21 protein-coding genes are annotated in these 22,652 nt (G+C 62.5%); 11 read left to right on the forward strand and 10 right to left on the reverse strand.

All coding sequences use genetic code 11. The features are described from left to right. Positions 1–23 precede the first annotated feature (23 nt). The 9 genes from BMY84_RS12170 to mazG all read left to right on the forward strand — a co-directional run bounded on the left by BMY84_RS12170 (position 24) and on the right by mazG (position 8,902). Complete coding sequence (locus BMY84_RS12170; RefSeq protein ID WP_093084170.1) at positions 24–1,187, forward strand: D-alanyl-D-alanine carboxypeptidase family protein; 1,164 nt, start codon at positions 24–26, stop codon at positions 1,185–1,187. Then, positions 1,184–1,825, forward strand: a complete 642-nt coding sequence (tmk, locus tag BMY84_RS12175; RefSeq protein ID WP_093084171.1) for a dTMP kinase — start codon at positions 1,184–1,186, stop codon at positions 1,823–1,825. Before BMY84_RS12170 ends, tmk begins: the two co-directional genes overlap by 4 nt. Next, a complete protein-coding gene (locus BMY84_RS12180) occupies positions 1,822–2,790 on the forward strand; it encodes an AAA family ATPase (protein WP_093084173.1) in 969 nt (322 codons plus the stop codon). Before tmk ends, BMY84_RS12180 begins: the two co-directional genes overlap by 4 nt. Before the next feature lie 102 nt (positions 2,791–2,892). Further along, the gene (metG, locus tag BMY84_RS12185; protein ID WP_093084175.1) at positions 2,893–4,461 is read left to right on the forward strand and encodes a methionine--tRNA ligase; all 1,569 of its coding nucleotides are present in this window, start codon (positions 2,893–2,895) and stop codon (positions 4,459–4,461) included. A gap of 4 nt (positions 4,462–4,465) precedes the next feature. Further along, complete coding sequence (locus BMY84_RS12190) at positions 4,466–5,239, forward strand: TatD family hydrolase (protein ID WP_093084176.1); 774 nt, start codon at positions 4,466–4,468, stop codon at positions 5,237–5,239. Next, the gene (locus BMY84_RS12195) at positions 5,236–6,027 is read left to right on the forward strand and encodes an MBL fold metallo-hydrolase (RefSeq protein WP_093084178.1); all 792 of its coding nucleotides are present in this window, start codon (positions 5,236–5,238) and stop codon (positions 6,025–6,027) included. Before BMY84_RS12190 ends, BMY84_RS12195 begins: the two co-directional genes overlap by 4 nt. Then, complete coding sequence (locus BMY84_RS12200) at positions 6,027–6,653, forward strand: retropepsin-like aspartic protease family protein (RefSeq protein ID WP_093084179.1); 627 nt, start codon at positions 6,027–6,029, stop codon at positions 6,651–6,653. Before BMY84_RS12195 ends, BMY84_RS12200 begins: the two co-directional genes overlap by 1 nt. Beyond that, positions 6,650–7,951, forward strand: a complete 1,302-nt coding sequence (locus BMY84_RS12205; RefSeq protein WP_093084181.1) for an MFS transporter — start codon at positions 6,650–6,652, stop codon at positions 7,949–7,951. The genes BMY84_RS12200 and BMY84_RS12205 overlap by 4 nt, the downstream gene beginning before the upstream one ends. 171 nt (positions 7,952–8,122) lie before the next feature. Beyond that, the gene (mazG, locus tag BMY84_RS12210) at positions 8,123–8,902 is read left to right on the forward strand and encodes a nucleoside triphosphate pyrophosphohydrolase (protein ID WP_093084182.1); all 780 of its coding nucleotides are present in this window, start codon (positions 8,123–8,125) and stop codon (positions 8,900–8,902) included. A 1-nt stretch (position 8,903) separates the two neighbouring features. On the opposite strand, the gene BMY84_RS12215 is transcribed toward mazG, so the two are convergent. The 8 genes from BMY84_RS12215 to dusB all read right to left on the reverse strand — a co-directional run bounded on the left by BMY84_RS12215 (position 8,904) and on the right by dusB (position 19,425). Further along, positions 8,904–9,932 (reverse strand): 2-hydroxyacid dehydrogenase, encoded by a 1,029-nt coding sequence (locus BMY84_RS12215; protein WP_093084184.1) that lies wholly within the window; start codon positions 9,930–9,932, stop codon positions 8,904–8,906. A 57-nt stretch (positions 9,933–9,989) separates the two neighbouring features. Next, positions 9,990–11,306, reverse strand: a complete 1,317-nt coding sequence (hflX, locus tag BMY84_RS12220; RefSeq protein ID WP_093084185.1) for a GTPase HflX — start codon at positions 11,304–11,306, stop codon at positions 9,990–9,992. A 113-nt stretch (positions 11,307–11,419) separates the two neighbouring features. Continuing rightward, positions 11,420–11,902 (reverse strand): RNA chaperone Hfq, encoded by a 483-nt coding sequence (gene hfq / locus BMY84_RS12225; RefSeq protein WP_093084187.1) that lies wholly within the window; start codon positions 11,900–11,902, stop codon positions 11,420–11,422. A 210-nt stretch (positions 11,903–12,112) separates the two neighbouring features. Next, complete coding sequence (locus BMY84_RS12230) at positions 12,113–13,483, reverse strand: nitrogen assimilation response regulator NtrX (RefSeq protein ID WP_093011728.1); 1,371 nt, start codon at positions 13,481–13,483, stop codon at positions 12,113–12,115. After that, complete coding sequence (locus tag BMY84_RS12235) at positions 13,473–15,740, reverse strand: sensor histidine kinase (RefSeq protein WP_093084188.1); 2,268 nt, start codon at positions 15,738–15,740, stop codon at positions 13,473–13,475. The genes BMY84_RS12230 and BMY84_RS12235 overlap by 11 nt, the downstream gene beginning before the upstream one ends. Before the next feature lie 111 nt (positions 15,741–15,851). After that, entirely contained in the window at positions 15,852–17,297 is a 1,446-nt protein-coding gene (gene ntrC / locus BMY84_RS12240; protein WP_093084190.1) for a nitrogen regulation protein NR(I), read from the reverse strand. After that, positions 17,297–18,406 (reverse strand): two-component system sensor histidine kinase NtrB, encoded by a 1,110-nt coding sequence (locus BMY84_RS12245; RefSeq protein ID WP_093084191.1) that lies wholly within the window; start codon positions 18,404–18,406, stop codon positions 17,297–17,299. Before BMY84_RS12245 ends, ntrC begins: the two co-directional genes overlap by 1 nt. Next, positions 18,403–19,425 (reverse strand): tRNA dihydrouridine synthase DusB, encoded by a 1,023-nt coding sequence (gene dusB / locus BMY84_RS12250; protein WP_093084193.1) that lies wholly within the window; start codon positions 19,423–19,425, stop codon positions 18,403–18,405. The genes BMY84_RS12245 and dusB overlap by 4 nt, the downstream gene beginning before the upstream one ends. 97 nt (positions 19,426–19,522) lie before the next feature. Between dusB and BMY84_RS12255 the strand changes: the two genes are divergently transcribed. Beyond that, positions 19,523–20,707 (forward strand): bifunctional 2-C-methyl-D-erythritol 4-phosphate cytidylyltransferase/2-C-methyl-D-erythritol 2,4-cyclodiphosphate synthase, encoded by a 1,185-nt coding sequence (locus tag BMY84_RS12255; RefSeq protein ID WP_093084194.1) that lies wholly within the window; start codon positions 19,523–19,525, stop codon positions 20,705–20,707. A 4-nt stretch (positions 20,708–20,711) separates the two neighbouring features. Beyond that, positions 20,712–21,224: a CinA family protein gene (locus tag BMY84_RS12260; protein ID WP_093084196.1), complete on the forward strand. Its 513-nt coding sequence runs from the start codon at positions 20,712–20,714 to the stop codon at positions 21,222–21,224. On the opposite strand, the gene BMY84_RS12265 is transcribed toward BMY84_RS12260, so the two are convergent. Further along, a complete protein-coding gene (locus BMY84_RS12265) occupies positions 21,176–21,646 on the reverse strand; it encodes a type II toxin-antitoxin system RatA family toxin (protein WP_093084197.1) in 471 nt (156 codons plus the stop codon). The genes BMY84_RS12260 and BMY84_RS12265 overlap by 49 nt on opposite strands. 7 nt (positions 21,647–21,653) lie before the next feature. Continuing rightward, positions 21,654–22,652 carry a lipoyl synthase gene (lipA, locus tag BMY84_RS12270; RefSeq protein WP_177203995.1) on the reverse strand — a complete coding sequence of 333 codons (999 nt, stop codon included), beginning with the start codon at positions 22,650–22,652 and terminating at the stop codon, positions 21,654–21,656.

The raw sequence follows: 22,652 nt of genomic DNA on the forward strand, positions 1-22,652 counted from the left end.
TTCCATTCGAAGGCAGTGTTCCGATGAAGAAAAGCGTTGCAGTCCTCCTCGCCGCCGGGCTGCTGGCCCAGCCGCTGATCGCGGCCGCGCCGCCCTACACCAGCGAAGCGCCGATCGCCTATATGAAGGATCTGTCGTCGGGCGCAGTGCTCTATGACAAGGGCGGTGAAACCCGGATGCCGCCGGCATCGCTGGCCAAGATGATGACCGTGCATGTCGCCTTCCGTCTGATCCAGAAGGGCGAACTGAAGCTCGACACCAAATTCACCGTGCGCCCGGAGACGTGGAAGCAGTGGCACGGTCCGCAGGCGGGATCGACCATGTTCCTGTCCGTGGGTGAGCAGGTGTCGGTCGAAAATCTGCTGCATGGCATTGTCACCCTGTCCGGCAATGACGCTTGTGTCGTGCTGGCCGAAGGTATTGCCGGGACCGAGCAGGCTTTCGTCGCGGCGATGAATGAGGAAGCCAAGCGGCTGGGCCTGAAGAATAGCCATTTCGGCACCAGCAACGGCTGGCCGGATGAAGGCGTTACCTATGTCACGGCCGAAGATCTGGCCAAGCTCGCCGAAGCGACGATTGTTGAGACGCCCGATCTCTACAAGCGCTTCTATGCTACGCGCGATTTCACCTGGGGCAAGACCATGGGTGGGTCCGCGATCAATCAGGCGAACCGCAATCCGATCCTGGGCAAGATCCCCGGCGCGGACGGCCTGAAGACCGGCCATACCGAGGAAGCCGGTTTCGGCTTTACCGGTTCGGCCGAACAGGATGGCCGCCGTCTGGTGATGGTGGTTGCCGGCCTGCCGACCTTCAACGGCCGCATCACCGAATCCGTGCGTTTCATGGATTGGGGCTTCAAGGCGTGGAAGGCCCAGCCGCTGTTCAAGAAGGGGCAGACGGTCGAGACGGCCGAAGTGCAGTTGGGCAGCGCGACGAGCGTGCCGCTGGTCGCGCCGCAGAATCTGGCGGTCACCCTGCCACGCACGGCGTCTGCCAATGTGCAGGTGAAGGTGGTCTATACCGGCCCGATCAAGGCGCCGATCGCCAAGGGGCAGCAGATCGCCCAGTTGATCGTCCAGACCCCAGGCACCCCGCCGCAGATCATGCCGCTGGTCGCGGGTGAAGATGTCGCCGAAGCGGGCATTTTCGGCCGGCTGTGGAATGGCCTGAAGTCGTTGTTCGCTTGACGCCCAAATCACCAGATAGCGGACGGTTCATCACGCTGGAAGGCGGCGAAGGGGCGGGTAAATCGACGCAACTTCGCGCGCTGGCGGCTGCGCTGCGCGCGCGCGGGCTGGATGTAGTCGAGACGCGCGAACCGGGTGGGAGCGAGGGTGCGGAGGCAATCCGCGCCCTGCTGCTGACCGGTGGCGCCGATCGCTGGAGCCCGCGTGCCGAAGCGCTGCTGTTCGCGGCGGCGCGGGCGGATCATATCGAAAAGACGATCCGGCCAGCGCTAGAGCGCGGCGCTTGGGTGTTGTCGGATCGGTTCCTCGATTCGAGCCGGGCCTATCAGGGGCAGGGCACGCTCAGCGATGCGGATATATTGGCGCTGCACCGGATCGGCAGCGCGGACTTTCTGCCTGATCGCACCTTGTTGCTGACCCTGCCCGAAGCGGAAGCGACGGGGCGGGCCAAGGCGCGCGATGGCGATGCGGAGGACCGGATCGGCGGACGGGCCAGCGATTTCCATCGCGCTGTGGCAAATGCCTTTGCCCGTTTTGCCATTGAGGAGCCGGATCGGGTCCGTGCCGTGGATGCATCCGGTACGGCTGATATGGTGACGGCGCGCCTGATCGAAGCGATCGAAGACCTGCTGCCATGACGCTGCTGCTGGGCCATGATGCGCAGGCCCGAACCCTGATCGACGCCGCGCGGAGCGGGCGGATGCATCATGGCTGGATATTGTCCGGGCCGAAGGGCATCGGCAAAGGCAGCTTTGCGCGGGCGCTGGCGCTGCGGTTGCTGGCCGATGCGGCAGGTCCGCCGGTGGAGGGGGAGGGGCTTTCCGTGCCAGAAAGCCATCCCGTCCGTCGCCTGATCGAGGCGGCGGCCCATCCCGACTATGCCGAACTGGCGCCGCTGGAGAAGGAAACCGGCACCGCGCGCAATATCAGCGTGGATCAGGTGCGCGGGCTTGGACGGCTGATCCAGTCGGCGCCTTCGCTGTCGTCACGGCGGGTGGTCGTGATCGACAGTGCCGACGATCTGGAGCGCGGGGCGGCCAATGCGCTGCTCAAGACGCTGGAGGAGCCGCCGGCCGACATGATCTTCCTGCTGGTCAGCCATGCGCCGGGGCGATTGCTGCCGACGATCCGGTCGCGCTGTCGTCTGCTGCGTTTCGATCCGCTGGATAGAGCGACCATGCGCATGGCGCTGAAGGCGGCGGACGAGACGCTGTCACCGCAAGAGGTGGACGCGCTGGTGCGGGCAGGGGATGGATCGCCGGGGCAGGCACTGCGCTATGCGGGGCTGAACCTGTCGGAGATCGAACAGATATTGGGTAGTCTGGCGGCGCAGGGCGATCCCGGCAACCGCCAGCGACTGGCACTGGCCAAGGCGCTGGCGCTGAAATCTGCCAAGCCGCGCTATGAAGCCTTTCTGGAGCGCGCGCCCGCCTTCATCGCGCAGGCGGCGCGGACCCGGCACGGCCCTGCGCTGGGCACGGCGCTGACGCATTGGGAGAAGGCGCGGCATCTGGCCGGCGTCGCGGTAATCCTGTCGCTCGATCCGGCGGCGGTGGTGTTCGAACTGGCGGGGCATGTCGCGGCGCTGGCGCCGGACGCCTGATCCTCTCTGCGTTCTTCGTTTATGGGGAAATGCATCTGCTTCGAAAATGCGTTGGCTGAAAAGCGGCTTTGCGGCGGCGCGAGGAGAGGCTAGGGAAGCGCCATGTCCAAGCCCTTCACCATCACCACCGCCATTTCCTATCCCAATGGCCGTCCGCATATCGGCCATGCCTATGAGGTGATCGCCACCGATGCGGTCGCCCGTTTCCAGCGGATGATGGGCCGCGACGTCTTCTTTCAGACCGGCACCGACGAACATGGCCTTAAAATGGCCCAGACGGCGCGCGGCCGCGGTATCGAGCCGCGCGAACTGGCCGATGAAATGGCCGGCTATTTCAAGCAGATGAATGAGCGGCTGAATATCAGCCATGATCGTTTCATCCGCACCAGCGAAGCGGATCATCACGCCGCCAGTCAGGCGATCTGGAAGGCGATGGAGGCCAATGGCGACCTGTATCTGGGCCGTTATGAAGGCTGGTATTCGGTCCGCGACGAGGCCTTTTACGATGAGAAGGAAATCATCGAGGGGGAAGAGGGCGTCAAGCTGTCACCCCAGGGTACTCCGGTCGAATGGACGATCGAAGAAAGCTGGTTCTTCCGCCTGTCGGCCTATCAGGAGCGGTTGCTGGCGCTCTATGAAAGCCAGCCCGATTTCATCCAGCCTGACAGCCGCCGCAATGAAATCCTGCGCTTTGTCGAAGGCGGCCTGAGCGACCTGAGCATATCGCGCACCAGTTTCGACTGGGGTGTGAAGGTGCCGGGCACGGAAGGCCATGTCATGTATGTTTGGGTCGATGCGCTCACCAACTATCTGACCGGCTGCGGCTATCCCGACGATGCGGAGCGGATGGCGCGCTATTGGGCCGAAGGCGGCGATATCACCCACATCATCGGCAAGGATATCGTGCGGTTTCACACGGTCTACTGGCCGGCCTTCCTGATGAGTGCCAAGCTGCCTTTGCCCAAGCAGGTGTTCGGCCATGGCTTCCTGCTGAACCGGGGCGAGAAAATGTCGAAGTCGGTCGGCAATGTCGCCGATCCGATGGAACTGGCCGATCGTTTTGGTGTCGATCAGCTGCGTTATTTCCTGCTGTCTGAAGTCACCTTCGGCAATGACGGCAGCTATAGCGCGGAGGCGATCGTCCAGCGGGCGAACAGCGATCTGGGCAATGCGTTCGGCAATCTGGCGCAACGGACCCTGAGCTTCATCGCGAAAAATCTGGAAGGCCGCCTGCCCGCGATCCATGGTCATGATGCGGCCGATGACGAGTTGTTCGCGCTGCTGGACAAGACCATCCGTACCGACATGCCCGCCGCCTTCGCTGAACTGGCGCCGAGCGTGGCGATCGAGGCGTGGCTGCGCGCCTGTTTTGCGTGCAACCAGTATATCGATGCACAAGCGCCCTGGGCGCTGCGCAAGACCGATCCCCAGCGGATGGAAACGGTGCTCGCGACCCTGTACATCGCCATCGCCCAACTGGCGGTCGCCATATTGCCGGTCATTCCCGCGAGTGCGACCGCCCTGCTGGACCATATGGGCGTACCGGAAGACAAGCGCAGCTATGATGCGATCGGCGGCCATTGGTATTCACCGCTGGCTGAAAGCGATTTCGTGCTGGCCGCGCCCAAGCCGCTGTTCCCGCGCCTCGAACTGATCGAAGCGGACGCCTGAGCCCATGCTGATCGACAGCCATTGCCACCTGAATTACAAAGGCCTGATCGAAGATCAGGCCAATGTGCTGGACCGGGCGCGGGCGCGGGGCATCGATCTGATGCTCAACATCGCCACTCGCGAGAGCGAGTGGGACGCGGTGCTGGATACTGCCGTGCGCGAGGCGGACGTGTGGGCGACGGTCGGCATCCATCCGCATGAGGCGGACGAGCATCCCCATGTGGATACCGCCAAGCTGGTCGAGCGCGCGGCGCATCCGCGTGTCGTGGGCATCGGCGAAACCGGCCTCGATTATTATTATGACCATAGCGATCGCGAGCGGCAGCAGAAGAGCTTCCGATCGCATATCGCCGCCTGTCGCGAAACCGGACTGCCGCTGATCGTCCACACGCGCGAGGCGGAAGAGGATACGCTGGCGATCATGCGGGACGAGATGGAGAAGGGGCCTTATTCGGGCGTCATCCATTGCTTTACCGCCAGCGGCGCCTTTGCCGATGCGGCGATGGACCTGGGCTTCTATATCAGCATTTCGGGCATCGTGACCTTCAAGAGCGCGAAGGATTTGCAGGAGACGGCGGCGCGCCTGCCGATCGACCGACTGCTGGTGGAGACGGACTCGCCCTTTCTGGCGCCGGTGCCGCACCGGGGCAAAAGCTGCGAGCCGGCCTTCGTGGCGGACACGGCGCAGTTCCTGGCCAATCTACGCGGCGAGAGTGTTGAGGCGCTGGCGGCCGCGACCTCCGCCAATTTCCGCACTCTCTTCGCCAAGGTCGCATGAGCCTGAAGCTCACGATCCTGGGCAGCGGCACATCGTCCGGCGTGCCCCGGATCGGCAATGACTGGGGCGATTGCGATCCCGCCGAGCCGAAGAACCGGCGGACCCGCGTATCGATATTGGTGGAAAGCGCCACGACCCGCATCCTGGTCGATACTTCGCCGGATATGCGGGCGCAATTGCTGGCGGCGGACGTCATCCAGATCGATGCGATCCTGTGGACGCATGACCATGCCGATCACACCCATGGGCTGGACGATGTGCGCCAGCTTTATCATCATCGCCGCACGCCGGTTCCCGGCTATGCACGGGCGCAGACGCTGAAGCTGATGCAGCAGCGCTTCGCCTATGCCTTTGAGGGGCTGAACGGCTATCATCCGACGATCGAGGCGCATGTCCTGCCCGATGGCCTGCGGATCGGCGATATCGACATTGCCTGCGTCGACCAGCCGCATGGCGAGATTTATTCGACCGGTTTTCGCTTCAGTCATGGCGGCCGGTCGATCGGCTATGCGACCGATTTCCATGCGCTGACGCCGGATATGCTGGCGCTTTATGACGGGCTGGATGTCTGGGTTGTGGACGCGCTGCGGCACAAACCGCACCCGACCCATCCGCATCTGGCGCTGACGCTGGACGGGATCGCCGCGACTCGGCCGGGCCGTGCCATCCTGACCCATATGGACCAGAGCATGGATTATGCGACATTGTGCGATACGCTCCCCAAGGGGATAGAGCCGGGCTATGACGGCATGGTGGTGATATTGGACGCAAGCGAGCAGGGGGCCTGATGGACGGCGATCAGACGGCATCGACCATCTGGTATGTGCTGGCGATCGTCTTCGTCGCATCCTCGCTGATCGGCCGTCGACTGGCCTGGGGCAGTGTGCTGAAGATGGCGCTGCTGTGGGTCGCGATCTTTGCCGGGCTGCTCGGCATCTTCAAATTCGCCCAATCTCAAGGCTATCTGACCGGCCGCTGGGCGGAGGAGGGGGAGGCCGTATCGGCGGATGAGGCCCCTGCCTCGCTGCCCAGGGCGCGCGCCGAAGGGGACACGTTGCGGATACCCGTCGCCCCTGATGGCCATTATTGGGTCGAAGGCAGGATCAACGGGTCGCCCGCGCGCTTCCTGATCGATAGCGGGGCGACTTTCACGGCTTTGTCGGAAAATACGGCGCGTGCCGCCGGGCTCAACTATGATGTCGGTGCGCCGGGTGTCGTACTGTCGACCGCCAATGGCAAGGTCGAAGCGCGCCAATCGAGCATCGCCACGCTGGAAATCGGGCCGATACGGGCCAGCGACCTGCCCGTCGTGGTGTCGCCGGCCTTTGGCGAGGTCAATGTGATCGGCATGAACACGCTGTCGCGCCTGAAAAGCTGGGGCGTGCAAAATGGGGAAATGGTGCTGACGCCATGACGACATCAAAGGATGCGGGCGCGCCGACGCAGGCCCAGCGATTGAAGGCGATTATCGGCGGATCCACTGGTAATCTGGTCGAATGGTATGACTGGTATGCCTATGCCGCCTTCACCCTCTATTTCGCGCCGCATTTCTTCCCGAGTGAGGATCGCACGGCCCAATTGCTGAGCGCGGCGGGTATCTTTGCCGTCGGTTTCCTGATGCGACCGATCGGCGCCTGGCTCATGGGCGTCTATGCCGACCGGCATGGGCGCAAGAGCGGCCTGACGCTGTCGGTAGCGTTGATGTGTGCCGGGTCGCTGCTGATCGCGGTGACGCCGGGTTATGAAACGATCGGTGTCGGCGCGCCGCTGTTGCTGGTGCTGGCGCGACTGATGCAGGGCCTGTCGATCGGCGGCGAATATGGTGCGAGTGCGACCTATTTGTCGGAAATGGCGGGCAAGAGCCGGCGCGGTTTCTTCTCCAGTTTCCAATATGTCACGCTGATTGCCGGGCAGTTGGTGGCGATCTGTGTCCTGCTGTTGTTGCAGGCGACTTTGAGCGAGGCGCAACTGGACGCCTGGGGATGGCGCATTCCCTTTTTCATCGGCGGAGCGCTGGCCGTCATCGTCTTCTGGCTGCGGCGCGGGCTGGCGGAGACGCAGAGCTTTACGGTGGCCAAGGCGCAGGGAGCCCCCAAGTCAGGCTTCGTCGAACTGATCACAAACCATCCGCGCGAGACGCTGACGGTGATGCTGCTGACGGCGGGCGGGACCATCGCCTTCTATGCCTACAGTATCTACATGCAGAAATTCCTGGTGAATACGAGCGGCCTTAGCCGGGAGACGGCGTCGCAGATCAATGCGGTGACATTGTTCCTGTTCATGCTGTTGCAGCCGGTGGCGGGCGCGCTGTCCGACCGGATCGGGCGCAAGCCGTTGATGGTCGGCTTCGGTGTGCTGGGGATGCTTTGCACCTATCCGATCTTCGCGACGCTGGCGACGACCAAGAACCCGGTGATTGCCGGCATATTGGTGATGGTCGGGCTGGTGATCGTGACCGGCTATACGTCGATCAATGCTGTGGTGAAGGCCGAACTCTTTCCCGCGCATATCCGCGCGCTGGGCGTTGCGCTACCTTATGCGCTGGCCAATACCTTGTTCGGTGGGACGGCGGAGTTTGTCGCGTTGTGGTTCAAGCAGGCCGGGATGGAACAGGCCTTCTACATCTATGTCACGGTGATGATCGCGATTTCGCTGACGGTCTATGTGAAGATGCGCGATACGGCGAAAAACAGCCTGATTAGCGAGGATTGAGGCAGTTGCTGTGACAGGGAGTGAGACACATGTTTGCGATTGCGCGATGATGATTGATTTAACATAATCCTTATTATCGAACTTATTAATATGGTTGGCGATAGGGGCTGTTCAGCGTTTCGCGCAGCCCCTATCGGATTGGCATAGCTTTTCCTCTGTTCGGATTTTCCTATGTCCAAAGCCAGTCCCGCCGATATCATGCCGCTTGCCAATGTCATGGCGCGGTTGCGCGATTCGGATACAGGGTGCCCCTGGGATATCGAACAGGATTTCGCATCGATCGCGCCCTATACGATCGAGGAAGCCTATGAGGTTGCCGACGCGATCGAGCGTAACGATATTGCGGCGCTGCGCGACGAACTGGGTGATTTGCTGCTTCAGGTTGCCTTCCACAGCCGTATTGCTGAACAGGAAGGCCATTTCGCCTTGCAGGATGTAATCGACGCAATCACGCAGAAGATGATCCGTCGTCATCCCCATGTCTTTGGCGAAGGCGCACGGCGCGAGGATGGCCACGCCGAATGGGAGCACATCAAGGCGGCCGAGCGGGCTGAGAAGGAACCCGACCCGAGTGCGCTGGCCGGTGTCGCGGCAGCTTTGCCCGCGCTGCTGCGCGCGGAGAAGTTGCAGAAGCGCGCTGCGCGGACCGGGTTCGACTGGCCGGACACGGTCCGCGTGATCGACAAGATCGTCGAGGAACTGGACGAAGTGCGCGAGGCCGAAGGCCAGGAGCATCGCGAGGAAGAGATTGGCGACTTGCTCTTTGCCGTGGTTAACCTCTCACGCCATCTGAAGATCGATCCGGAAACGGCTTTGCGCAAGGGAAATGCCAAGTTCGAACGGCGCTTCCGGACGATGGAAGCCTTGGCTGGAGATGCTTTTGCCGGCTTGTCTCTCGATGCCCAGGAAGAGTTGTGGCAGGAAGCCAAGAGGCTGGAGAAGAAGGGCTGACCTACCCTGCCTCTTGGCTTCCTGCCCTTGGCACGGATACCGGATAGAGCGGCGCGCCATGCGCTTCAAAGGCGGCGATATTGGCGATGGTGGTTTCGGCGATCGCGGTCAGCGCTTCACGGGTGAAGAAGGCCTGATGCCCGGTGATCAGGACATTGGGGAAGGTCAGCAGCCGGGCGAAAAGGTCGTCGCGGATCGGCTGATCGGACATGTCGTTGAAGAACAGTCCCTCTTCTTCCTCATAGACGTCCAGCCCGACATAGCCGATGCGGCCAGCCTTCAAGCCTTCGACCAGGGCACGGGTATCGACCACGGCGCCGCGACTGGTGTTGATCAACATGACGTCGGACTTCATCCGTGCGATGGCATCGACATCGATCAGATGGCGCGTAGCGGGCGTCAGCGGGCAATGCAATGAGATGATGTCGGACCGTTCCAGCAATTCGGGCCAGTCGACATAGGTGCCGCCGATCGCGGTGAGGCCTGCCGGATCGGGAAAGGGATCATGCGCGATGACGCTACAGTCGAAGCCGCGCATGATGCGCGCGACGTTGAGGCCGATCTTGCCGGTGCCGACGATACCGACCGTGCGGCCGCGCAGGTCGAAACCCAGCAGACCGTCCAGCGCGAAATTGCCTTCGCGGACCCGGTTATAGGCTTTGTGGATCTTGCGGTTCAGGGTCAGGATCATCGCGACCGTATGTTCAGCGATCGCGTCCGGCGAATAAGCGGGCACCCGCGCGACGGACAGGTCCAGTTCCGCCGCGGCGGCCAGATCGACATGGTTGAAGCCCGCACTGCGCAGCGCCAGCAGGCGGACACCCTGCCCCGCCAATATCTCCAGCGTCGCCCGATCGAGCCGGTCGTTGACGAAGGCGCAAATCGACTGATGACCGGCAGCGAGCGGCGCGGAGACGCTATCCAGTCGGGCTTCCAGATAGGTCAGTTGCTGTTTCGGCTCCGTCCCTTCATTGGCGGCATCGAAGAAGCGGCGATCGAACGGATGCGTACTGAAAACAGCAACTTTCATGGCATGGCTCCCATGGACCGGGAGCCATGTTAGCCGCTGACGGCTGCGATTTATAGCCTAAGCGCGGCCGCGCTTGGAAAAGCGGGCGAAGGCGGCGTCCGACAGGCGGGCTTCGACGCGGGTTTCCTCATCCTCGACGATGGTCGACAGGACTTCGCCATGTTCGTGCAGCCAGGCGAGGGTCGCACCGTCCGATACCGGGATGCGCAGGCCATAGACTTTGGCACCACGGGTCATGCGGTCGCTGACGGTGCGCTGGAGCGTATCGACGCCCTCCCCGGTCAAAGCCGAAAGGATGACGACATCGTCGCGGCGCGCGGCCTGTTCACGGACGAGCGCTGCGTCTTCATCCTCCAGCAGGTCGAGCTTGTTCCACGCCTCGATGATCGGCGGCGCGTCTTCGTCCGCATTTTCGCCGACGACATTGAGTTCGCCCAGCACGTCGAGCACATCGTCGCGCTGCGCTTCCGTATCGGGATGGGCGATGTCGCGCACATGGACGATCAAGTCGGCCGACAGCACTTCTTCCAGCGTCGCACGGAAGGCCGCGATAAGCTGGGTCGGCAGGTCGGATACGAAGCCCACCGTGTCTGACAGGATTGCCTTGTCGAGGCCGGGGAGCGCGATCTGGCGCATGGTCGGGTCCAGCGTGGCGAACAGCAAATCTTCCGCCATGACGTCAGCGCCGGTCATCCGGTTGAAAAGCGTCGATTTTCCGGCGTTGGTATAGCCGACCAGTGCGATCACCGGCCATGGCGCGCGCTGGCGCCGGGCACGATGCAGCCCACGGGTGCGCGTTACCTGATCCAGTTCGCGACGGATTTTCGCCATGCGATCGCGGATCATGCGTCGGTCCGCCTCGATCTGGGTTTCGCCGGGGCCACCAAGGAAGCCGAAGCCGCCGCGTTGCCGCTCAAGATGGGTCCAACTGCGTACCAGCCGCCCGGCCTGATAATCCAGATGGGCGAGTTCGACCTGCAACCGACCTTCATTGGTGGCGGCGCGTTCGCCGAAGATTTCCAGGATCAGGCCGGTCCGATCAATGACTTTGGCCTCGCAGGATTTTTCCAGATTGCTTTGCTGCACCGGCGACAGGCTGTTGTCGACGATGATGAGTTCGGCCTCTTCCTGCCGGGCCAGCGTGGCGATCTGGTCCACCTGCCCGCTGCCGAACAGGGTGGCGGGCTTGCGGTCGCGCACACGAAAGGCCTGGGCTGCGCGCACGTCTATGTCGATGGCGAGGGCCAGGCCGCGCGCTTCCTCCAGCCGGGCATCACTGTCGCGACGGTCTGCATTATGGGTTTCGGCATGAACGACGACAGCGCGCGCGCCGCGCGCCACTTCGTCATCGGAGTCGCGGTTGAATATGGCCATGGCGGCTTAAAGCATTGGAGGGATGAGAGGTCCACATAATCCACACCTGCGTTCGCGCGCGTGCTTCGACAAGCTCAGCACGAACGGAGGTGGGATTGGCCTACTCCAACCGATCAGTCGTCCTGTTCGTTCTCGCCGGTCAGGTCGAGCGCATGGAGCGGCTGGACCGTGGAAATGGCGTGCTTGTAGACGAGTTGGACCATGCCATCGCGTTCGAGCAGCATGCAGAACAGGTCGAAGGCGGCGATTTCGCCCTGAAGCATCACGCCATTGACCAGAAACATGGTGACGGGGCTGCCCGATTTGCGGACGGCCGACAGGAAGATTTCCTGCAACAGCTTCGACTTGCTATTGCCGTCGCTGGCCTTGCGCAGGTCAGTGAGGTCCATCGGCTGGGCCGGCATTACCGTGGAAATGGCGTGCTTGTAGACGAGCTGCGACTGGCCATCGCGGCGCAGCAGCACGGAAAAATTGTCGAACCAGGTGATGATGCCCTGAAGCTTCACGCCCTTGACCAGGAACATGGTCACCGGGGTCTTGCTCTTGCGCAGGCTGTTCAGGAAGATGTCCTGAAGATTATTCGCTTTATCGGCCATGGATTACGCCGTCCTATATTCTTGGCGGGACGTTACCCGCTCGCGCGCCCTTAAGCAGGGTGTCTTGCCTGTTCCCGCGGACCGGGAACAGGGAAAGTCCTACCGCAATTGCGAAGAGGCGTCCATGGCCGAGAAAGGATTGGGCAAAATTCTGCAAACACCCGTTCGGAAAAGGCCAGTGGCACAATTCCGAACAGGCCGTAGCGGCTGCTATTCCTTGCCCTCGGTGATGCCGAGCAGCTTGAGCTTGCGATGCAGCGCCGATCGCTCCATGCCGATGAAGGTCGCCGTGCGCGAGATATTGCCGGAGAAGCGGCGGATCTGAATACGCAGATATTCGCGCTCGAAACTTTCCCGCGCTTCCCGCAACGGCGCGCCCATGATGGCGGACTGGCCGATCCCCTCCCCGCCGCCGCCGCTCGTCAGTTCGGATGGCAGCATGTCCAGTTCGATCCGACCAATCCTGTCGCCCGGCGCCAGGATCATGGTGCGCTCGATGACGTTGCGAAGCTGGCGCACATTGCCTGGCCATTCATTGGCCTGAAGCGCGGCCATCGCATCGCTCGCAATCTCGGGCGGCGCGACGCGGCGGTCGGCGGCGAAGCGGGCGAGATAATGTTCGACCAGCGGGGGAATATCATCGCGCCGTTCCGACAGCGGCGGGATGGCGAGCGGGACGACATTCAGGCGATAGAAGAGATCCTCGCGGAAACGGCGTTCCTCAATCTCACCCGACAGATCGAGCGCGGTGGAGGATATGACGCGCACATCGACTTTCACCTGCCGCTGGCCGCCCACGCGGGTAAAACTCTGGTCGGTCAGCACGCGCAGGATCTTGCCCTGCGTCGTCAACGGCATGTCGGCAATTTCGTCCAGATAGAGCGTGCCGCCATGCGACTGTTCCAGGAAGCCGGGGCGAACGAGGCCGCTGGGGTCCTCAACACCGAACAGCTCTTCCTCGACACGGTCGGGGTCCATGCGTGCAGCGGCAACGATGATGAAGGGCGAATCCGCGCGGCCGCTCCAGCTATGCAGCATGCGGGCGGCAATTTCTTTACCGACGCCCGCAGGCCCGGAAATGAGGACGCGGCTGCCGGTGCCGGCGACCTTCTTGATCGTGGCACGGACGCTGTTGATCGACGCAGAGGTGCCGGTCAGTTCGTCATCCTGCCCGAAGCGAGCGCGAAGCACCTGATTTTCGCGCCGCAGCCTTTCCGTTTCGGTCGCGCGGGATACGAGGTGGAGCAGTCGGTCGGCTTCGAACGGCTTTTCGATGAAGTCAGCCGCGCCCTTGCGGATGGCTGCAACGGCCGTGTCGATATTGCCATGGCCGGAAATCATCAGCACCGGGATGCTGGGATCACGTCGCTTGATTTCATCCAGCAACTCCAGCCCGTCCATCCGCGAGCCCTGGAGCCAGACGTCCAGCAGCACCAGCGATGGTCGTCGCGCATCCAGTGCATCGATCGCGCTGTCGCTGTTGGCGGCGGTGCGGGTGGTGAAGCCTTCATCCTCAAGAACACCCGCGACCAGATCACGAATATCCTCTTCATCGTCGACTATCAGAATATCAAGCGCCATTGGCCGTCACTTTTCCCGTCATTTTACCCTGGGGCATGGCGATTACCTGCCCCTCTTCCATTTTTTCCAGTGCCCCCGCCGCAAAGCGGAGGGTTACGCATGCGCCGCCACCCACGGCGTCGTCGAAGCGGATCTCTCCCAGATGCTCCTCGACAATCTTCTTGACGATGGCCAAGCCAAGACCCGTCCCCTTGGTCCGTGTCGTCATATAAGGTTCCAATATCCGGTCGCGTTCGGGCGGCAGGCCGATACCGTCGTCGCGCACGGTAATGATCAGGTCGTCAGCATTCTGCGCCATGGTCATGCTGACATGACCGCGAAGCGCGCCTTCCGATGGCGGCCCTTTTGGTTCAATGGCTTCCACCGCATTCTTGACGATGTTCGTCAACGCTTGCCCCAACTGGCGGCGGTCGCAGATCAGTTCCGCATCGGGCGTCTCGGTATGATATTCGAAACGGATATCGGGATGCGCGACTTCGTGTAGAAACAGCGCATGACGGGCGATGTCGCCGATCGCTTCCCGGCGGAAAACAGGCTTGGGCATTCGCGCGAAGGAGGAGAATTCATCGACGATACGACGCAGATCGCCGACCTGCCGGACGATGGTACCGGTCAGGCGGGTGAAGGTCGCCTTGTCGCTGGTGATTTCCTCGGCATAGCGGCGTTGCAGCCGTTCGGCCGCAAGCTGGATCGGGGTCAGCGGGTTTTTGATCTCATGCGCGATGCGGCGCGCGACATCGGACCAGGCAGCACGGCGTTGGTCGGACAGTTGCTGGGTGATGTCGTCGAAGGTCAGGATGTGGCGGGAAGCGTCCTGCGCCACCTTCACTGCCAGCGTGCGCAGGTCGCCATGAGCGCGGACCTGTACGATGCCGGAATCCTCTGCCGATGCCACGAATTCCGCCAGTTCGGGCGAAACTTCCGCGAGCGGACGACCGACCGGATCGTCCCCCTCCTCCACCAAAATTGCTGCCGCAGAGCTGTTGAGCAGCAAGATCATGCCCTGAAGGTCGACTGACAGCACGCCCGCGCTGACGCCGGACAGGATTGCTTCGATGAAGGCGCGGCGTTCGCCCAACTGGCTGTTGGCCGCGACCAGTGCTCCAGTCTGCGCTTCCAGCCGCTGGGTCATGCGGTTGAAGGCGGAAGCAAGCGTTCCGATTTCATCGCGCGATTGCGGGCTGGTGACGCGCGCGGACAGATCGCCAGCGGTGATCCTGCGCGCTGCGGTAACCAGTTCGTTGACCGGACGCACCATCCAGTCGGCGACGGCAAGCGCGATATAAACGGCAATGCCGACCAGCAGCAGCGACCCCAGGAACAGCGCGATATTGAACCGCAACTGGAGCGCGCGGGACTGGGCGGCGAACACGTCATAGTCGGCGATCACCTTCTGCGCGCGCGCGACATTGCTGAAGGAAGATGTGTCAGCGCTGCGGGTGACATAGAGATAGATTTTGCTGCTGGGGTAAAGCAGCGTCACCGCCTCGATCTGGTTCGGCCGTGCCTGTACGACGGCGGCTTCACCCCGGCCCAGGCGGCGGATGATTTCCGGCGTCAATATGTCCGATGCGGCCCGCTTGTCCGGTTCGACCGCGGCGGCGGTGCGAGCGATACCGTCCTTGCCCACCTCTATGATGGAGGAGCGGTTCAGCTTGCGAGTTACGACCTGATAGAGATAGCCCTCCGCGAATTTCGGGCTGGAGACGGGCGACTGGTTCAAATAGGCGCGCAGGTCGCCCGCCATGGTGATAGTTTCGTCCTGAACCTCACTCAAATTCTGCTCATAATAGCCGCGCGCCAGATCGCTGGCGTTCTGGAGCATGCCGCGCGCGCTGTCCGAGGCCCAAAACTGGACGCCATATTGAAACAGCAGGGACGCAAAGATCACGACCAGAAGCGTCGGCACGCTGGCGGCGATCGAGAAGATGGCAACCAGGCGCACATGCAACTGGCCGTCGCTGCCGATCGCTGACTGCGCCGCGCGTCGTTTGGCGACGCGCCGCCCGACCAGCATCAACAGCGCAATGGCGGGAACCAGATTCGCGACGAGCAACAGTGCGACGATCGGCGGCGTCAGCAGCGTGTCCGACTGTCTTCCGCCTGACAGCAGATGGTAGGTCAGGCCTGCCATCGCCAGCAATATGGCCAGTGTCACCGCTTCGACCAGCACCGCCAGCCGCCCCTTGCGCAGGAAAGCCGGCAGATGTCTCCGCCATGCCGATGCCCGCCTTGGGAGTGTCGTTGCGCCGCTCATAGTGGCTTTGTTACAACAACCCAGTGCCCGTTCAAACACAGTAATTGCAGATGTGTGATGCTGTTGGTCGACGCAGCCCGTCGGTTCGTCCTGAATTGCGACGGATCGCGATCAGTCATTCAGGCGCAGTTGCAAGGGGTCTAGGCCATAGTCGGTCAGCTTCTTGCGCAGCGTGTTGCGATTAATGCCCAAAAGGCCAGCCGCCCGGATCTGGTTCCCGTCGACGCTGGCCAGCACCTCCTGCAACAATATTGGTTCGACGACGGCCAGCAGATCGTCATGCAGACTGCGCTGCGGCTGGCCAAGGCCGATGCCGACCTGCCGCTTGGCCCAGTCGCGCACGGCATGGGCCAGATGATCGGCCGGCACGACATAGTCGGCGGGCACGGCGTCGATCGGCAGCATGTTCCGCAGCATGTCGGCGGTGATGACATTTTCGCGGCTGAGCACCGACAGGCGCTGCATCATATTCTGCAATTCGCGGACATTGCCGGGCCAGTGCCACACCATCAGCAGTTGGGCGGCATCATCGGCAAGCGCCTTGCGCGGCAGGCCTTCCTGCGCGGCACGCTCCAGGAAATGGCGGGCGAGCAGGATGACGTCCTCACGCCGTTCCCGCAGGGCAGGCAAGGCGATTGGCACGACATTCAGGCGATAATAGAGATCCTGCCGGAAGCGCCCTTCCTCGATGAGTTGGGGCAAATCCTTGTTGGTCGCCGCGATGATGCGGACGTTGACGCGGACCGGCTTGGAGCCGCCGACCGTCGTTACCTCGCCCGACTGGAGGACGCGCAACAGGCGGGTCTGCGCCTCCATCGGCATGTCGCCGATTTCGTCGAGGAAGAGCGTGCCGCCCTGCGCCTGTTCGAACTTGCCGGCGGTGCGGACATGAGCCCCCGTAAAGGCCCCCTTTTCATAGCCGAACAGCTCCGCCTCGATCAGTTCGCGCGGGATGGCAGCCATGTTGATCGGTACGAAGGGCTTGGTGCGGCGCTGGCCCAGGCTGTGGATTGCTTCGGCCACCAGTTCCTTGCCGGTGCCCGATTCGCCCAGCACCAGGATCGACAGGTCGTTGGACAGGACGCGAGCGATGGTGCGATAGACTTCCTGCATCGCCGGTGATCGGCCGACCAGAGGCAGGCCATCATGGGGCAGGCCCGCCTCCCCGCCCGCTTCTTCTGCGCTTTGGCGAGTGCCGAGCGCATCGGCGACGGCGCGGGTCAGTTCGTTAAGGTCGAAGGGCTTTGGCAGATATTCGAACGCGCCCTTTTCGGTCGCACGGATCGCAGTGTTGAGCGTGTTCTGTGCAGACAGGACGATGACGTTGAGGTCGGGCCGGGTCGCAAGGATATCGGCGACCCCGTCCAATCCGTCGCCATCAGGCAGCATGACATCGGTGATCAGCACGTCGGGCGTGAAACTGTCCATCAGCGAGGCACGCTCGCGGATCGACGCGGCGGTCTTCACCTTGTGCCCCTGTCGGCGGAGCGCTTCCCCCACCACCACGCAGATGGCCGGATCGTCATCGACGACCAATATTGTGCCGATCGCTGCCATTATATCGCTCCCATCGGCAGCAGGATGCGGAAGGTGGATTCGCCCGCTTCGACATCGCGCGAATATTGGACGAAGCCGCTCATATCGCGGACCAGCTTGTCCACCAGTGCCAGGCCCAGCCCCTGCCCGTCCCGCTTACCGGTGATGAAGGGATTGAACAGATGATCCAGAATATGTTCGGGCACACCGGGTCCATTATCGACGACGAGAATTTCGATCGGCAGCACGGCGCTGCCTTTGCCATCGCCGACCAACACGGAGACGCCATGGCGAAAGGCCGTTTCCACGCGGATGCGTGGTTTGTCCGTATGATCAAGGGCTTCTGCCGCATTCTTGAGAAGATTTATCATAACCTGCACCAGAGCATCATCATTGATGTTGGGAAATGGCAATGATGGATCATAATGTTTTGTAATTTTTATATTTCTTGCAAATCCAGCGGCGGCAATGCCTACTGCTCGGTCGATCAGTGGATAGATGTTGCCGGGATGGCATTCCAATGTGCGATCGGTGGTGAAATCCTGCATCCGGTCGATCAGCGCGGCGATCCGGTCGACCTCGTTGCAGATGAGCTGGGTCAGTGCAGCGTCACGGCCGCCGTGGCTGGATTCCAGAAGTTGCGCGGCGCCACGAATGCCCGACAGCGGGTTCTTGATTTCATGAGCCAAAATAGCGGCGGCGCCCATGGCTGAGCGAGCACCACCGGCGGAACCGCGATGGCCGATCTTGCGCGCCTGGCTTTGTGCGTGAAGCGACACCACGCGCCAGCCGTCATGATCCACAATCGGCGCAATCATCAGGTCGACTTCCATTTCGGCGGTGCGACCGGCATGGACCTTGATATCATAGGCGGCGATCGGCTTGTTATTGTGCCAGATATCGAAACGCGCCCCCGCCTCCGCGATGCGGATGGTACGGGAAACATCGCTGCCGATGATCGCCGACCGCGCCATGTTGAGCAGGGTTTCGGCCCGAACATTGGCATCTGCGATGCTGTTGTCCGGCTTCACGATCAGCGTTGCCACGGGCAGCGCCGTCATCTGTTCACCCAGCGATGGTCCATCCTGCTGCATACGGTGCGGCGGGATGGACGTCAGCATGCTGGTCATGCAGCCCTGCGCAGCTCCGCCGGCTGGAGGCCGGTAGCGATCAGCGGTTCATAGAAGCGGGCGAGCATGTCGAGCACTGTCGCCGCATCCGGCTCCTGATTGACGCTGTGGCGAAACTCGGCGGAACCGGGCAACCCCTTGGTATACCAGCCGATATGCTTGCGGGCCATATTGACGCCGGTATAGTTGTCATAATGTTCAAGCATTGCGTTATAATGCCCTATGATCGCCTGATATTGTTCCGCCAGCGTCGGATCCGGGAGGCGGGTACCGTCGGTCAGCCAGGCCATGACCTGACCGATCAGCCAGGGGCGGCCATAGGCGCCGCGACCGATCATCACGCCGTCCGCGCCGCTCTGTTCCAGCGCCGTGTCGGCATCCTCGATCGAGCAGATGTCGCCATTGACGATAACGGGCAGCTTGACCGCGTCCTTGACCGTGCGAACGAAGGCCCAGTCGGCCGACCCCTTGTACATCTGGTTGCGCGTGCGGCCATGGACGGTGATCAGCTTGGCACCCAGATCCTCGGCGATATGGGCGAGTTCCGGGGCGTTGAGGCTGCTATGGTCCCAGCCCATGCGCATCTTCACGGTGACGGGCACCTCGACCGCCTCCACCGTCGCCTTGATCAGCGAGGCGGCAAGCGGCAGGTCGCGCATCAGCGCGCTACCAGCGTCGCCATTGACGACCTTCTTCACCGGGCAGCCCATGTTGATGTCGATGATCGCCGCGCCGCGATCGGCATTCAGCTTGGCGGCTTCGGCCATTTCCGTGGGTGAGCAGCCGGCAAGCTGCATTGACACCGGCTCTTCCAGCGGATGCCAGGCGGCCTTTTGCAAGGACTGGCGGGTTTCCCGGATCATCGCAGCCGACGCGATCATTTCCGTCACATTGAGGCCGCAGCCATAGCGACGGACGAGCGTGCGGAACGGCATGTCGGTAACGCCTGTCATCGGGGCGAGGACAACCGGCATATCGATGGTGATCGGGCCGATGGAGATGGGAGCAAGTGTGCGCATGGTCTGAATAAAGATACTGCCTAAAAAACAGGCAGCCCTTAGCGGAAAATGGGCGGAACGGCAAGCGAGGGGCTGGCGGTGCCCGACGCCCTCGTCTATGCGGCGGCGCATGACATCGGCAAAGCCTCGCATCGTCGCGCTGATCGTCGCCGCAGGCCAGGGTAGCCGGGCGGGCGGCGAGATCCCCAAACAATTTCGAATGATCGCCGGTAAGGCCGTGCTGGCCCATGCTTATGATGCCTTGATGGCGCATGGCGCGATCGATGCGATCCATATTGTTCTGGCGGATGGGCAGGACGCCGTTGCGCGCAGCCTGCTGGGCGATCGGGCGGCGAGCCTCGTGACCGGCGCGGACAGCCGGCGCGGTTCGGTGCAGGCCGGATTGGAAGCGATCGCGGCTGCTGGCGGCGCGAATATTATATTGGTCCATGACGCGGCGCGGCCCTTTCTGCCGGGGTTGGTGGTCGACCGACTGCTGTTAGCGCTTGAAGGCGCTGAGGGCGCGATCCCTGCCCTGCCCGTTGCCGATACGCTGGTGCGGGGCACGGCGGATGTGATGAGCGGCGGCGTGGATCGCGCTGACCTCTACCGGGTGCAGACGCCGCAGGCTTTCCGTTTCGACACGATCCTGGCGGCGCATCGGGGCTGGGACGAGCGCCTTGAAGCGACCGACGATGCGCAGATTTTGCGGGCATGGGGCCATGACGTCATATTGGTGCAAGGCGATGAAAGGCTTGAGAAATTGACCTATCCGCAGGATTTTGCCCGCGCCGAAATGCAGCAGGCGACGCCGCGATCGACGCGGGTCGGCATGGGCTATGATGTGCATCGCCTCGCGCCCAATGAGGAATTGTGGCTGGCGGGCATATTGGTGCCGCATGATCGCGGCCTTGCCGGGCACAGCGATGCCGACGTGGCGCTGCATGCCATTGTCGATGCCATGCTCGGCGCGCTGGCGGAGGGGGATATCGGCAGTCATTTCCCGCCGTCCGACGCGCAATGGCGCGGCGCATCGTCCGATCGCTTTCTGGCCTATGCGCGGGATCGGGTGGTGGCGCGGGACGGCCGGATCGAGCATATCGACCTCACCATCATCTGCGAGGCGCCCAAGATCGGGCCGCATCGGGACGCCATGCGCACGCGGATTGCGGAGATATTGGCGGTGCCGGTCGACCGGGTGAGCGTGAAGGCCACAACTACCGAACGGCTGGGCTTTGCCGGACGGCGCGAAGGCATTGCCGCGCAGGCGGTTGCCACCCTGTCCCTCCCCGCGCTATCCTGATTCCATGCCCGATACCATTTTACCGGCCGAACTGGTCGAACTCGCCGAAAAGGTCATTATCGCCAACCGCCGTGCCGGCCGCACGATATCGGTTGCGGAAAGCTGCACCGGGGGATTGGTGTCGGCGGCGCTTACTGAGATTGCTGGATCATCCGACGTATTCGACGCCGGTTTCATCACCTATTCCAATGATATGAAGGCGGAACTTCTGAAAGTTTCGCATGATGTGCTGGATACGTTCGGGGCGGTGTCCATCGCCACCGCCTGGGCCATGGCGCAGGGCGCGCTCAAGAAAAGCCATTCCCATGTCGCGGTCGCCATCACCGGCATTGCCGGGCCGGGCGGCGGCAGCGAGCAGAAGCCGGTCGGCACCGTCGTCTTTGCCCGCGCCGAACGTGGTGCCAGCCCCGACAAGGTCGTGGCCGATATGCATCATTTCGAAAATAACGGCCGGGGCGGCGTACGCCTTCAGGCGGCGCTGTGCGCGCTGGAACTGCTGCTGCCGGACGGAGCGTAAAGCTGGGCGGCGCGGTTTTCGAACGCGCCGATCATCTTGCGCAGGGCCTTGTCGAAAAACTGACCGGCCAGCATTTCGAACAGCCGGTTCTTGAATTCGAACTCGACCTCGAAATCTACCAGCACGCCGCCCTGCCCGTCGTCGCGGAAGCCCCACTCATTGTGGAGATGTTTCAGCGGACCATCGAGATAGTCGACACGCACGCGGTCCGGCCGGTGCTTGTGGACACGCGAGGTGAAGCTTTCCGACACGCCCTTGAAACCGACGATCATGTCGGCGACCATTTCCGTATCGCTATCGGACCTTACCCGGATCGCGCTGACCCAGGGCAGGAATTCCGGATAGGCCGCGACGTTCGACACCAGGTCGAACATCTGGGCAGGCGTATAGGGCAGATGGCGCGTTTCGTTATGTCTGGGCATCGAGCAATCAGGCCTTCGCCGCCGCCTTGGCCAGCTTGGCTTCGCGCGCGGCACGCATTTCCGCGAAATCCTTGCCGGCATGATAGCTGGAACGGGTCAGTGGGCTGGACGCGACCTGAAGGAAGCCCTTGGCCCGTGCGATGCCCGCATAGGCGTTGAAAGCGGCCGGGGTGACGAATTCCATCACCTTCGCATGCTTGGGCGTGGGCTGGAGATACTGGCCCATGGTCAGGAAGTCGATGTCGGCCGAGCGCATGTCGTCCATCACCTGATGTACTTCCAGACGCTCTTCGCCCAGACCCAGCATGATGCCCGACTTGGTGAAGATCGACGGATCGAGTTTCTTTACCGATTCGAGCAGGCGCAGCGACGCATAATAGCGCGCGCCGGGACGAATGGTGGGATAGAGACGCGGCACGGTTTCGAGATTGTGATTATAGACGTCCGGCCGGGCAGCAACGATCATCTCGACCGCGCGCTCATGCTTGTTGCGGAAGTCGGGCGTCAGGATTTCGATCGTGGTCTTCGGCGTGGTGCGGCGCAGCGCCTCGATCACCTTGACGAATTGCGACGCGCCGCCATCGGGCAGGTCATCGCGGTCGACCGAGGTGATGACGATATGCTCCAGACCCATTTCCGCCGACGCATCGGCCAGATTCTGCGGTTCGTTGACATCGACCTTTCGCGGCATGCCGGTCTTGACGTTGCAGAAGGCGCAGGCGCGGGTGCACACATCGCCTAGGATCATGACGGTGGCGTGCTTCTTAGTCCAGCATTCGCCGATATTGGGACAGGCCGCTTCCTCGCATACCGTGTTGAGGCCCTTGTCACGCATCAGCTTGCGCGTCTCATGATAAGCGGGGCTCGTCGGCGCCTTGACGCGAATCCAGTCGGGCTTGCGGGCGCGTTCGGGCTTTTCGGGCGCGGGGATCGGAACGATATCGGTCATGCGCCCCAGATAGCGATGCGCGGCCACTCTTGCCAGCCCCCTATTTGTGCGGCACAT

Origin of the sequence: Sphingobium sp. AP50 (assembly GCF_900109095.1) — a bacterium.
In the GTDB taxonomy this organism is placed as follows: Bacteria; Pseudomonadota; Alphaproteobacteria; order Sphingomonadales; family Sphingomonadaceae; genus Sphingobium.